The organism is Novosphingobium sp. HNCC26BN242 (genome assembly GCF_057180525.1).
The window spans coordinates 366230-380056 of sequence record NZ_JBXUGM010000004.1 but is presented as its reverse complement, the minus strand read 5'-3'; the positions used below and the strand labels follow the sequence as shown (position 1 = coordinate 380056).

At 60.8% G+C, this 13827-nt stretch carries 10 protein-coding genes; 9 read left to right on the top strand and 1 reads right to left on the bottom strand.

Features of this window, described 5'->3' with window-relative positions; all coding sequences use genetic code 11:
• Positions 1-261: 261 nt before the first annotated feature.
• Complete coding sequence (acs, locus tag AC2A1F_RS17100; protein ID WP_484209979.1) at positions 262-2226, bottom strand: acetate--CoA ligase; 1965 nt, start codon at positions 2224-2226, stop codon at positions 262-264.
• Positions 2227-2675: 449 nt separating this feature from the next.
• Between acs and AC2A1F_RS17095 the strand changes: the two genes are divergently transcribed.
• The 9 genes from AC2A1F_RS17095 to AC2A1F_RS17055 all read left to right on the top strand — a co-directional run bounded on the left by AC2A1F_RS17095 (position 2676) and on the right by AC2A1F_RS17055 (position 13800).
• The gene (locus AC2A1F_RS17095; RefSeq protein ID WP_484209992.1) at positions 2676-3398 is read left to right on the top strand and encodes a response regulator transcription factor; all 723 of its coding nucleotides are present in this window, start codon (positions 2676-2678) and stop codon (positions 3396-3398) included.
• A complete protein-coding gene (locus AC2A1F_RS17090) occupies positions 3398-4711 on the top strand; it encodes an ATP-binding protein (protein ID WP_484209978.1) in 1314 nt (437 codons plus the stop codon). The genes AC2A1F_RS17095 and AC2A1F_RS17090 overlap by 1 nt, the downstream gene beginning before the upstream one ends.
• Before the next feature lie 107 nt (positions 4712-4818).
• Positions 4819-5514 (top strand): carbonic anhydrase, encoded by a 696-nt coding sequence (locus tag AC2A1F_RS17085; RefSeq protein WP_484209977.1) that lies wholly within the window; start codon positions 4819-4821, stop codon positions 5512-5514.
• A complete protein-coding gene (locus tag AC2A1F_RS17080; protein ID WP_484209976.1) occupies positions 5511-7055 on the top strand; it encodes a SulP family inorganic anion transporter in 1545 nt (514 codons plus the stop codon). The genes AC2A1F_RS17085 and AC2A1F_RS17080 overlap by 4 nt, the downstream gene beginning before the upstream one ends.
• Before the next feature lie 281 nt (positions 7056-7336).
• Entirely contained in the window at positions 7337-8281 is a 945-nt protein-coding gene (locus AC2A1F_RS17075; RefSeq protein ID WP_484209975.1) for a DUF6733 family protein, read from the top strand.
• A 206-nt stretch (positions 8282-8487) separates the two neighbouring features.
• Positions 8488-9360, top strand: coding sequence for a TorF family putative porin (locus tag AC2A1F_RS17070; RefSeq protein WP_484209974.1), 873 nt, complete (start codon positions 8488-8490; stop codon positions 9358-9360).
• A gap of 864 nt (positions 9361-10224) precedes the next feature.
• The gene (locus AC2A1F_RS17065) at positions 10225-10872 is read left to right on the top strand and encodes a DUF1826 domain-containing protein (RefSeq protein ID WP_484209973.1); all 648 of its coding nucleotides are present in this window, start codon (positions 10225-10227) and stop codon (positions 10870-10872) included.
• 53 nt (positions 10873-10925) lie between these two features.
• The gene (locus tag AC2A1F_RS17060) at positions 10926-13322 is read left to right on the top strand and encodes a M1 family metallopeptidase (RefSeq protein ID WP_484209972.1); all 2397 of its coding nucleotides are present in this window, start codon (positions 10926-10928) and stop codon (positions 13320-13322) included.
• Positions 13300-13800 (top strand): DUF6702 family protein, encoded by a 501-nt coding sequence (locus AC2A1F_RS17055; RefSeq protein ID WP_484209971.1) that lies wholly within the window; start codon positions 13300-13302, stop codon positions 13798-13800. Before AC2A1F_RS17060 ends, AC2A1F_RS17055 begins: the two co-directional genes overlap by 23 nt.
• Positions 13801-13827 lie beyond the last annotated feature (27 nt).

Here is a 13827-nt window from a genome sequence, read left to right as displayed (position 1 = left end):
AACACGCTGTGGCTGATCTTCGTGCAGCAAATTCTCCATGTGACAGCCGCTTTACAAGCAGCTAAATGCACAGAACCAAAAGTTGCCCGGCGCGGCCTTGGGAGAGGATGCGACAAAGATCGCGCCGCGCCGGGATATGGTTCTTTTAAAATTTCAGCGTCGTAGCTCTGCCCAAGCTTGCAGATGCTTCGCTATGCGGCAAGCATGTTCGCATTCAGACGCATGGCCATTGCGGTTGCGCCGTCAGCTGCGACCCGTTTGTCATGCACTTGCAAGTTGTGGCCGGTTGGCAAGCAGATTGTCCACCACACTCGGATCAGCCAGTGTAGACGTATCGCCCAAGTTGGAGACGTCATTCTCGCCGATCTTGCGCAGGATGCGACGCATGATCTTGCCCGAACGAGTCTTTGGCAAACCCGGGGCGAACTGAATCACATCAGGCGTTGCGATAGGACCGATTTCGTGACGGACCCACTTGATCAACTCGGCTCGCAACGCGTCGTCCGGTTCGACCTCAGCGTTGCAAGTGACGAACGCATAAATACCCTGCCCCTTGATGTCGTGCGGCATACCTACAACGGCGGCCTCAGCAACCTTGGCATGGGCGACCAATGCCGATTCGATTTCGGCCGTCCCCATGCGGTGGCCCGATACGTTGATCACGTCATCAATGCGGCCAGTGATCCAGTAGTAACCATCGGCATCACGGCGGCACCCGTCGCCTGTGAAGTACAAGCCTTTGAATGTGCTGAAGTAGGTTTGGAAGAAGCGTTCGTGATCGCCCCACACGGTGCGCATCTGGCCGGGCCAGCTATCGGTGATGACGAGGCACCCGTCGGCTGCGCCTTCAAGGAAATGCCCGTCGTTGTCCACCAGTGCCGGCTTTACGCCGAAGAACGGGCGACTGGCCGATCCGGGCTTGAGCGGCGTTGCGCCGGGCAAGGGTGTGATCATTGCCCCGCCAGTTTCAGTCTGCCACCATGTGTCGACGATCGGGCACCGTGCATCGCCCACCACCTTGTGATACCACTCCCAGGCTTCGGGATTGATTGGCTCTCCCACGCTGCCCAATAGGCGCAACGATTTGCGGCTCGTCTTCTTCACCCACTCGTCGCCTTCGCGCATCAGTGCGCGAAGGGCTGTGGGGGCGCCGTAGAAGATTTCGACGCCAAACTTGTCAACCACCTGCCAAAATCGGCTTGGATCGGGGAAGTTTGGCACGCCCTCGAACATCACCGTCGTCGCCCCGTTCATCAACGGTCCGTAGACGACGTAGCTATGGCCCGTAACCCAGCCAATGTCGGCCGCGCACCAGTAGATCGGGTTCGAACCGTCAGACTTGGGACGATAATCGAACACGTACTCATGCGTCATCGAAGCCCAGACGGCATACCCGCCCGTGGTGTGCAGCACGCCCTTGGGTTTGCCGGTAGAGCCCGATGTGTAGAGGATGAACAGCGGATCTTCCGCGCCCATTTCTTCGGGCGCACATTCGGCGCTCTGCTCTGCTGCAGCGCTTGCCCAATCGATATCGCGGCCTTCGACAAAGATTACATCTGCACCGGTGCGTTTCAGCATGATCACGGTGTCGACGCCGGGGCATTGCTTCAACGCTTCGTCGACGTTGGCTTTAAGCGGAACCTTCCGTCCGCCGCGCAGGCCTTCGTCTGAAGTGATCACGATCCGGCTGTCGCAATCGGTGATGCGCCCGGCCAAAGCATCAGGGCTGAAGCCCGCGAAGACGATTGAATGGATTGCGCCGATCCGTGCGCAGGCAAGCATGGCGACAGCCGCTTCTGGCACCATCGGCAGGTATAGCGTCACCCGTTCACCCCGTAGGACGCCTCTGGATTTCAGCAGGTTGGCAAAACGGCAGACGTCTTCGTGCAACTGTCGATAGGTGATTTCCCGATGCGGTTCGCCCAAGCCATCGGGTTCCCACAGGATCGCTACCGTATCGCCGCGCTCGGCCAGATGCCGATCGAGGCAATTGGCCGAAAGGTTCAATGTGCCGTCCTCGAACCACCGAATGCCGAAGTCAGCTTCGTTGAACGAGGTGTTCCTGACCTTGGTAAAGGGCTTGATCCAATCGAGCCGCTGGCCGTGCTCGGCCCAGAACGCCTCCGGCTCGTCCACTGATTGGCGATACATCTCAAAGTAGCGCTGCTCATCAACCAAGGCGCTTTGCGCCCACTGTGCTGGAACGGGATAGACGGCTTCGGCCATGTCAGGCTCTCCTCTGGCATTCGGCAATTCAACGCTGCCCTTGCGCCATGTCTTATCGTGCGGGGGCATTTTGAGCCTTTAGACATTAGTCTCAGATCATCCGCCACGCAGCATGGATGCGCAAGGCCAAAGCGACTGACGAAACGGCACCGAATTGCGTCGTGATTGGCCACACTTCGGTGCGATGCTGCGAAATCGGACGAATTTGATCATATTCTGCATTGCGGCAACATTTTGTCTTCGATCCGCCCGCCATGCGCAAAACCTGCAGGCCAGCAATGTTTCATCGTACCGACTAGTCAGTCTTGTTCGGACATGCGAGACTTGCCATTCAGGCATCTGGGTCTCTCTTGCCGGATCTGCACCACCTTTTCGGCTGTTCAACCTTGGCATCACGCTGGGCGCTGCTATCGTGCTTTGCGTGCTGCTGCAAAATGCACCGGGAATTTATGCAACCGACATCAATAGTGCTGGTAGAAGACGACGGCCCGCTGCGGACGTTGACTGCACGTGCCTTGCGCGAAAATGGCTACAACGTGCGTACAGCCGCAACTGGCGCTGAAATGTGGGTGGCGCTGGAAAGCGAACCTGCCGATCTGGTCGTGCTCGACATCATGTTGCCGGGCACCAGCGGCATTGAACTGTTCCGCCGCTTGCGCAAGCAGAGCGACGTGCCGATCATCTTCGTTTCGGCGCGAGGCAGCGAAGAAGATCGTGTGCTTGGGCTGGAACTTGGTGCTGATGATTATCTGCCCAAGCCGTTCAGCACGCGGGAACTGGTCGCGCGCATCGGTGCGGTGTTGCGTCGCGGGGGCGCTTCCGGCACGGATTCCGCAGGGGATTCCGGTTCGCGCAGCGGAGATATTCGCTTTGATGGCTGGTCGGTTTCGATGGCGCGGCGCGAATTGCATTCACCCAGCGGCGCCATGGTTGATCTGACCGGCGCGGAATTCGATCTGCTCGCGACTTTCATTGGACAGCCGCAGCGCGTGCTGGGGCGCGAACGCCTGATCGAACTGTCGCGCACGCGTCTGGGTGACAGTTCCGATCGCAGCGTCGACGTGCTGGTCAGCCGCCTGCGCCGCAAATTGGCAGCAGCCGGCGGCAGTGCACCGATCGTGACCGTGCGGGGCGTTGGTTACATGTTCAAGGCCGAAGTCCAGCGCGCCTGATGCTCAAACGGTTCGGCCTGCCGGAGCGACTGCTCGCCATCCTGTTGCTGGTGGCCGCGTTTGATTTTGCCGCCAACACGCTCCTGTTCGAACGGGCAAGCCAGTTCGCCGTGCGTGAAGATGATGCAGCGCGGGTGGCCGAGCATCTGGTGATTGCCAGTCGCGCGATAGAGCGGACTCCCGCCGCTGAGCGGGAGAAGGCCGCGCAAGTATTTAGCACGGGGCGGTTTTCGCTTTCATGGCGCGCTGCAGGCGCGCGCCCGGTGGGCGCAGTGCCACTGGTTACCATGCGCCAGCAGATGATTGATCTGTCGGCCGATCTGACTGGTGCGGACCTCCAGCTTTATCTCCAGCCGATGAGTGGGCCTGACGCGATCCACGGGTCCATCCTGTTGAAGGACCGCAGCGTTCTGAATTTCCGTACCCGCACCAGCGAGGCTTGGACGCTGAATGCCGGGCGCATCGCATCTCTGATGTTGCCGACGTTGCTACTGGTAACGCTGGCGTGGGTGCTGTTCCGGGCTACGCTGGCCCCGCTGCGTACGCTGGTGCGCGCAAGCCGCACGGTTGGGGCAGGCCCGCCCGATCCGCTGGAGGAAGCAGGCACTAGCGAAGTGCGCGAGTTGATCCACGCTTTCAACGAAATGCAGCAGCGCATTCACGAGTCGATGACCAATCGCACGCAGTCGATGCTGGCGATTGGTCACGATCTGCGGACGCCCCTTTCGCGCATGCAACTGCGGCTCGAAAATCTTGATATCGACGAAGAGACTCGCGCCGACATGGCGCGCGATCTGGGCGAAATGCGGCACATGCTAGAATCGCTGCAGGCCTTTGTTGACAGCGGCGGGTCGCGTATTCCGGCCGAACGCATCGATCTGGCGGTGATGACGCAAACACTGGTTGATACCGCGGCCGATGACGGGTGCGATGCAACATATCATGGTCTGGAAAGCGTCGAGATCATGGCACGCCCGGTCTCGCTGCGCCGCGCGCTGGCAAATCTGATCGAAAACGCCATTCATTATGCAGGTAGTGTCAATGTGACAATGCGGCGCGACGGTGATCACGCCGAAGTGGTGGTCGAGGATAATGGCCCCGGAATTCCTGAAGATCGGATGACCGACGTGTTCCAGCCTTTCGTCAGGCTCGACACGGCTCGCTCACGCGATACGCCGGGTATGGGGCTGGGGCTGGCAATCGTGCGCCGAGCGGTGCAGCTTGATAACGGTATGCTGCATCTGCGAAACAAGCCCGCGGGGGGCCTCGAGATAACGCTGCGTTTTCCAATCGCAAGCGGCTCGTCGCATTGAAACAATTCGTTACAATCAAGTTCGCAAGCAGAAAGACAACGCACATACTTTGATAAGTGAGCCGATACACGATTTGGATGGTCGGCACTTAGCAAAGGTATTGTGCCGTGAACGAACTCATCGGCCGCGTCTTCCACTTCGAGAAGACCGTTTTTCCTGACAGCCGCGAGCTTTTTGGCAAGCTTTCCACCGAAGGCCAATCGCCTAAAGCCCTGATGATTTCCTGCGCCGATTCACGAATCGTGCCCGAGCAGATCATGCAGGCAGAGCCGGGCGAGCTGTTCGTGTGCCGCAATGCGGGCAACATGGTGCCGCCGTTTGCCACCATGAACGGCGGCGTCTCATCAACGGTTGAATATGCAGTCGTTGCCCTCGGCGTGCGCGATATCATCGTGTGTGGCCATTCCGATTGCGGCGCAATGAAGGCGCTGTCCGCCCCGGAATTGCCTGAAGGCATGCCAAGCGTAGTGGCATGGTTGCGCCATGGTTCTGCAGCGGAACATGTAGTGTCGACCTGTTCGCCGCATCTGCACGGCGATGATCGCGTGCGTGCGGTCAGCTTGCAGAACGTGATCGCGCAGCTTGCCCACTTGCGCACGCATCCTTCGGTGGCGGCCGCCATCGCGGGGGGGGAAATGTCGCTGCATGGCTGGTTCGTCGATATCAGCGCCGGCATGGTGTTCGGCCTTGATGGCGAAACCGGTGAGTTTACACCGCTGCGCGAAGATATGCCGTTGCCCATCGCGCTGCCTGCCCGCGCCCGCAACATCATCGACAACTGGACCGCCGAGGCTGCAGAGTGACAGCGGCAGCAACCACCGCGGCCGGAGCAGCCGAACCGAGCGGCATCTCCCGCTACTTCGTGCGGGATTTCACTGCGTCCATCGTCGTATTTCTCGTTGCTATGCCGCTGTGCATGGGCATCGCCATCGCATCGGGCGTTCCCCCGGAAAAGGGGTTGGTCACAGGCATCATCGGCGGCATCGTCGTAGGCCTGCTGGCGGGATCGCCGCTACAGGTCAGCGGCCCCGCGGCAGGGCTGGCTGTGATCGTGTTCGAATTCGTGCGAGACAACGGCCTGTCTGCGCTTGGTCCTGTGCTGGTGCTGGCGGGCGCGCTGCAAGTCATCGCCGGTGTGGCGAGGCTGGGGGGCGTGTTCCGCGCTATCTCTCCTGCTGTGGTCCACGGCATGCTTGCCGGGATCGGCGCATTGATCGTGATTGGCCAGTTTCATATCCTGTTCGATGCCAAGCCGCAGTCCAACGGCATCGACAATATGGCGATGATGCCCGCGCGCCTGCTTGGCCTTACGCCATTTGATATCGGCACCGCCGAACTGGCGCTGATGCTAGGCCTGATCACCATCGGCACGATGATTGTGTGGGAAAAGGTCAAGCCTGCAAGCCTGGGCCTTCTGCCCGGTGCACTGCTCGGCGTGCTGGCGGCAACCGGCGTTGCCTGGGGCTTCGGGTTCAATGTTGCCCGGATTGCCGTGCCGGATTCCATCGGCGCTGCCTTTGCTCTGCCTGAGGCGGGAATCTTTTCGACGCTGACGCAAGGGTCGATGATCGTATCGGCCATCGCCATTGCTTTCATCGCCAGCGCTGAAACACTGCTTTCGGCAGCTGCGGTTGACCGTATGCACGATGGCGTACGCACCGATTACAACAAGGAACTGCGCGCGCAGGGCGTAGGCAATCTGCTGTGCGGTGTGTTCAACGCCTTGCCGATGACGGGCGTGATCGTGCGCAGTTCGGCCAACGTGCAGGCAGGGGCCATGACACGCACCTCTGCGGTGCTGCATGGTGCCTGGATTCTCGGCTTCGTGGCGCTCCTGCCCTTTGTCCTGCGTCAAGTGCCGATGGCGGCGCTGGGCGGGGTGCTGGTGGTAACCGGTTGGAAGCTCGTCAGCCTCAAGCATGTCCAGCACCTGTACAAGGCCTATGGCAAAATGCCGGCGCTGATCTGGACGGCAACCTTCGTGCTGGTGGTGACGACTGACCTGCTCACCGGTGTGCTCGTCGGTCTGGCGCTTTCGGCGCTGGAACTTCTGCCCTATGCCCGCAACCTGAAGTTCCGCGTGGATGAATCAGCGGTTGGCGATACGGTGAAGCTTGAACTGGCAGGGGCTGCCACCTTTATCGGCCTTGCGCGGTTGACCAGTGCGCTGGAGCAGCTGCCGCAGGGCAAGTCAGTGCATGTCGATCTTGATCGGGTGCATGCGATGGATCACACGACATCGGAAATGCTCACCGAGTGGCTCTCACGCCGCCGGATGCGGGGCGATGCGGTAAAGGTAACCGGCTCTTCGGCGATCCTGAAATCATTGTCTCACGCCGCCTGAAAGTTTCGCGTCAAAAACATTCCGCACTGCAACAAAATGTGGCGCCCCAGCCGGAAACTACGGTTTCTGACTGGGGCGTTTCCCTTATGTAATCGAGGCTTTCTCGATTTTCAGACTTTTTTGCAGATGCGAAAAAGGGGAGCAAGCAGTCCTGTGTAACCAATGCGCTCCGGCATGACACGCTTTCCGACTCTTCGGGCCTGACGCGAAGGAGATCGAGCAAAAAAGCGAGGTGTTGGACGCAGGTGGAACGATATCCTATCAATCAGGGAGCGTTCCAGATGAAGACCCGTTTCAATCTCGCCGTCATTCCGGCCGTTGCTGCTGTGTCCTTGCTTGCCTCGCCTGCATTCGCTGCAGCAGAAGGCGAAAGCGCCGACGATGCCGTGATCGCTGAGGCACCATCTTCGGACGATGCCGTATCTTTCTCTTCAGGCGCGCTGGGCGCGGATTACTCGATTGCCCCGGTCACGATGCAGAGCGTTGCCAAGGCCGATTCGCTGGCGCTGGCGCAAGCCGGCTCGGGTGGTGGTGGCGCAAGCGCCACCTCGCGCAGCCCGACCTACAATGTCACGCTCAATCAGGACAGCTTCTTCGGGTTCAACCCCTCGTTCAATGGGCTAATCCCGGTGAGCGATGCGATGGACGTCAGCTTCTACGGCACCTTCTGGACAAAGCCCGCATTCGGCCTTGGCCAGGGCAACACCGGTGACGATCTGTGGACCGAATTCGGCGTGGGTGTGAACTTCAATCTTATGGACGGCAAGCTGAAGGTAAAGCCGCAGATCGGCATAACCAACGGTTCGCTGCTTTCGGGTGGTGAGCGGGTGGGCGGCGCAACGCGCGGTGCGCGGTTCCTTGATGGCGTGGTGCCGAGCCTGACCGTGAACTACAGCGATGCCACGTTCGAAGCGGAGTATTACGGCGGTTATTACGCCGCCCTGCGCCAGCGTAATGGCAACGCCGCGCTCGATTTCGCGCACACCTGGATCAATGCCGGGTACAAGGCAACGAGCAACCTGTCGTTCGGCCCGCACTATGAACTGCTTTACAACACCCGCAATACCTATCCGGGTGGGGAATCCGCCAAGACTTACGAATGGCTCGGCGGCTACCTGCAGTTCTCGCTGCCAAAGGGCTTCTTTGCCCGCTTCACCGGCGGGTCATCGCTGGGTGAAGGCGACAGTGGCGACTTCTACAAGATGGGCGTCGGCATGAGCTTCTAAGGCGACCAGCCATCAGACTGGCTCATCTCTGAACTGTGGCGGAAGAGGCACACCAGACATCTTCCGCCACATCAGGGCAAAATTATCTTGCGGTGCAGCAAAAGCCGGTGATACGGATTAGCCTCTGCAATGACGGAGGCCCCTTGAGAGGCATTCGCATCGCAGACGCAGGTGGAACGTGAAAATCCTCTCAGGGAGCGTTCCGTATGAAGATCCGTCTGGCCGCCGCATTGGCCCCCCTCGCCGTCGCTCTGCTCGCGACCCCTGCATTCGCGCAGGAAGCAGAAGAAGCCAGCCCCGTAACCGTTTCGGGCAGCGTTGGCCTCGTTTCCGAATACCGCTTCCGCGGCGTTTCGCAGTCTGACCGCGCCATGGCAGTTCAGGGTGGCCTGACTATCGCGCATGAAAGCGGCTTTTACGTTGGCACCTGGGGTTCGAACCTCTCCGGTTGGGGCACCTTCGGCGGCGCAAACATGGAGCTCGACATCATCGCCGGCTACAAGAAGACCGTTGGCAGCGCCACGATCGACTTCGGCGCAACTTGGTACATGTACCCTAACGGCTTTGACAACACCGACTTCATCGAGCCCTACTTGAAGGTTTCGGGCACCACCGGCCCAGTCTCGCTGACCGCTGGTATCGCTTATGCGCCCAAGCAGGAAGCGCTCGGCGCATGGTCGTCGAACGGCACGATCGCAGCCAACGTCGACTACGACGCAGGCACGGGTTATGATAACCCTGGCGATAAGAACGACAACCTCTACCTGTGGGGCGATGCGGCTGCGGGCATTCCCGATACCGGTCTGACGGTAAAGGCGCATATCGGCTATTCCAAAGGCAATGATGGCCTCGGCCCGTTCGCAACCTCGGTCGCTCCGACCGGCGAATACTGGGATTGGCTTATCGGCGCCGACTATGCGATCCCCAAAACCCCGCTGACTCTGGGCGTCGCCTATGTCGATACCGACATCACCGATGCCAAGGCAGCTTACCTCCAGCCCAGCTTCTCGCGCGGGCAGGATGGCGTCGGCTCGATCGCCGGTTCGGCTGTGGTCGTATCGCTGACCGCAGTGTTCTGATCATTTGATCGATCTGCTGGCAGCCGGGTAACCGGCTGACATGAAAACCCCCGTTCCGGCTGGAGCGGGGGTTTTTGCTGCGCCGCTGTCTTTGCGTCAAACCGCGCTCAAACGCCGCCCTTCTTCATTCCCGCGAAGGCGGGAATCCAGCTACGGATAGCACTGTCGCAACGCGGCATCATTCCCCTGCAACAGCGGCAGACCAGCAAACACCTTGACAAAAGAACCATATAGGTTATACGCCCCGCCACAGGTCAGGAGCGAAGGCAAAGGCCGGCCCAGCTTCTCTCCTTCGGAAGTCGACGCATCAGGCACTTTGGTGCGAACGCTTCCGGCGCGATCGGCGCGGCAGTGCGCGCGGGCTTCATGTGGGGCGTAAAACCTCACAACCCCGGGCAAACTGCCAGTGCCACGGACGCACGACATTGCGGGCCAGCGGCGTAATTGCCAAAAGCCCGCCGCCTTCCTTGTGGCCCGGGACGGTCCATCACGTGTGACCCGCCGTCCTCTCCCGCAAGGCCGCTGATGCCGGGCCGCCCGCGAGCCGCCTCCCGTCATCGTCGTTGCTGCCGAACTTCAGGCTGAGCCGGACCGGGGCCGTACCGCCCACCGGCCACTCGCACATCAGGTACGCGCCTCCGCCCGCGCGCCACGCACGGCGCCGCGCCGATCGCGCGACTTGTGTTCTCCCACGGCGTCACCGTCCGCACTCGCCCGCGGATGATTAACCACGCCTCCCCGCGAAGGCGGGGACCTCGATGTTCTCACGGAACGCTGAGCAAGCCAACCGAAGCCTCACTTTCGCGGATTGAGCGGTAGTAATGATATAATGTATTATTGACTCGGCCGACCTGCCGGTTACGGGTGTTACATTATATCATTTACGGCGGGGTGCGTGGCGTGGCGAGCATTGTGGCAGAGCGTATTGAGGAATTGGAGAGCGCAGATTGGCAGGCTGAAACATGGGCTGCATTGCATCTGCGGGATCGGTCCATCGTGATCGAGCCCCGCGCGCTGGGTGATCTGGCCGAAATCGGCAAAACCATGGCAGAGCAGGCCCCGTTCGAGCGGCGGGGCGAAGGCGCGGTCGATGCGGCGGTGGCGGCGCTGGGCGAAGTCCCTCCAGCCCTGGCGCAGGATATCCGCTCTCTGGCGCTGCGCTTTGCCGCGCTGATGGGCGTTCCGGCGGTGCGGCTGCGGCTCGAAGGGGTGACGACCAACGCCTGCCGCAAGGTCCATACCGACTATACCGACGTGCGCCTGATCACGACCTATTTTGGCCCGGGGACCGACTATGTGCCCGAGGGCGGATCGGCCGAAGCGCTTGACCGGGTTCCTGCAGGCCATGTCGCGTTGTTCAAGGGCCGGCTGTTCGGCGAAGGCCACGCGCCGTGCCTGCACCGTTCACCGCCGGTGGGCGATACCGGCGAACGGCGGCTGGTGCTCGTCATTGATACGCCACTGGACGAAGAACGGGCCGAACTGTTGCGCGCAACACCAGTAGGAAGTTGACGCCGCTTCGGGGTTATTCCAGTTTGCGGCAAATTCCTTTCATGGGGGCGCAATTGTCTTTCAATAACGGCATCTTCCGGGCGGCACTGGCTGCCTCGGCGGCACTGATTTCAACGCACGCATCGGCGAACCCGATCGAGCAGACCAAGGGCGCGTTTCAGGACAAGTTCCGCCAGCTTGAGGGCGAGGAGTGGCCCACGCCCACCGACTATCGCAACGCCTCGGGCGCGCCGGGATACCGCTATTGGCAGCAGAAGGTCGATTATGATGTGAAGGCCCGGCTTGATGAGCCAAAGCGCATGGTCAGTGGCACGCAAACGGTACGTTACAAGAACAATTCGCCCGACAGCCTGCCCTATCTATGGCTGCTGCTCGATCAGAACGACTACAAGCACGATTCCATTGCCGAGATGACCAATACCGTCTCGGGTGACAAAATCAGCCTTGATGAAGTGCGCCGCGCCAAGCGCATGCAGGAATGGGAAGGCGGCTTCACCATTTCTGCCGTACGCGATGCATCCGGGCGTCCGCTGAAGTTCACCGTAGTGGACAGCCTGCTACGCATCGATCTGCCAGAACAGGTGGCTGGCAACGGCGGAGAGACCGCGTTCAGCATCGACTGGTCGTTCCCGATGGTGGAGAACAAGGTCGTCGGCGGCAGGTCCGGCTACGAATGCTTCACCCAACCGGGCGAGGACGGGAACTGCATTTTCGAAGGCGCGCAGTGGTTTCCGCGCCTTGCCGTTTATTCGGATTATGAAGGCTGGCACAACAAGGCCTTCATCGGATCAGGTGAATTCACGCTGGAGTTCGGCGATTACAAGGTGGCGCTGACGGTGCCGTCCGATCACGTGGTGGCCGCAACTGGCGTGTTGCAAAACCCTGATGCGGCGTTGAGCGCGGCGCAGCGCCAGCGCTTGGAACAGGCCAAAACCGCCACCGCGCCGATCTATGTCGTCACACCTGAAGAAGCTGTGGCGGCTGAACGCGGCAAGGCTTCGGGCGAGAAAACATGGGTGTTCGCCGCCACCAACGTCCGGGATTTCGGCTGGGCGTCCTCACGCAAGTTTGCGTGGGATGCGATGGGCGTAAAGCAGGACTTTGCCGAACAGCCGCTGGTCATGGCGATGAGTTTCTTCCCCAAGGAAGCGCGACCGCTGTGGGATGCCTATTCGACCAAATCGATCGCCCACACGATCGACGTCTATGGGCGGTTCGCCTTCCCCTATCCCTATCCCATCGCGCAATCGGTGAACGGGCCGGTGGGCGGCATGGAATACCCGATGATCTCGTTCAACGGCCCGCGCCCGGTGAAGGACAAGAAGACCGGCAACCTGACTTATACCGAACGCGCCAAGTACGGGTTGATCGGCGTGGTGATCCACGAAGTGGGCCACAACTGGTTCCCGATGATCGTCAATTCGGACGAGCGGCAGTGGACGTGGATGGACGAAGGGCTGAACACCTTCCTGCAATTCCAGGCCGAAAGGTTGTGGGACAAGGACTATCCGGCGCGGCGGGGGGAGCCCAAGGACATCGCCGAATACATGCTCTCGCAAAACCAGATGCCGCTGATGACGCAATCGGAATCGGTGCTGCAATTCGGCGCAAACGGCTATGGCAAGCCCGCCACCGCGCTGACGATCCTGCGCGAGACCGTGCTGGGGCGCGAACTGTTCGACCGGGCGTTCCGCGAATATGCGGTGCGCTGGCGGTTCAAGCATCCCACGCCTTACGATTTCTTCCGCACGATGGAGGAAAGCAGCGGCGTGGACCTCGACTGGTTCTGGCGCGGCTGGTTCTATTCGACCGACCACGTGGACATTTCGCTCGACAAGGTGGTGAAGGCGACGCTGGAACCGGCAGACGCGACGATGGCCGCAGCGCTGCGCAAGAAGGAGCGCGATGCCGAGCCAAAGTCGCTGACCGCATCACGCAACACAGAAAAGACCGTGGTGGAACGCGATCCCGCCACGCGCGATTTCTATGACCGGGTCGATCCGCTCGATGCCACTGCGGCAGACAAGCGCAAGGCCGCCGATGCGCTGAAGGACCTGACCGCAGAGGAGAAAGCGGCCCGGCTGGTGACCGACAACTTCTATCGCTTCACCTTCAGCAACAGGGGCGGACTGGTGATGCCGGTGATCCTGAAGATGGATTACTCGGACGGCTCCACCGAAACCGCACGCATTCCGGCAGAAGTCTGGCGCTACAACCCGCGCAAGATCACCTGGCAGAAGGTGACTGCCAAGACGCTGGTAAAGGCCGAAATCGACCCGCTGTGGGAAACGGCAGACGCCGACCGGTCGAACAACATCTATGCCGGGCGGATCGAGCCGGTCACGCTGGGCATCGACAAGGGTGAGGACGCCAAGAACCGCATGAAGGATTCGGACATGAAGGTCCTGCCCGGTGCGCTGCAGACCTATGATGCGCCTGCCAGCAAGTAAGCTACTCGCCGCGATGGTGCTGGCCGGGGTCGTTGCGGCTCCGGTAGCGGCGCATCGCGGGCATGATGCAATGAGCGTGGTGACGCTGGAGCCGGGCGGGGCGCTCACCGTCTCGCACCGGTTCGAGGCGCACGATCTGGAGCCGGCGCTGTCCCGCATTGCCCCTGATGCACAGGCGAGCCTTGACGATCCCGAGGCGATTGCGGCGCTCAAAGCCTATCTCCAGCAGCGCTTTGCGGTGCGCGTGGGTGGCAAGGCAGTGCCTTTGGCGTTCAGCGCTATCGAGGTGGGCGTGCGCCAGGTGCGTGTGGACTATGCGGGGCGCGTGAAGGGCAAGCCCAAGGCGCTTTCCGTGCAAACGGCGGTGCTCCGCGATGTCTACCCCAAACAGGTTAATCAGGTGCAAGTGCGATATGGCAAAGTGGTGCGCACCTTGCGCTTTGCCGGTACCGAGGCGCAGGCGGTTTCCCTGAAATAGAAAACTGTAGCGGGAAAGTTGGCGCTT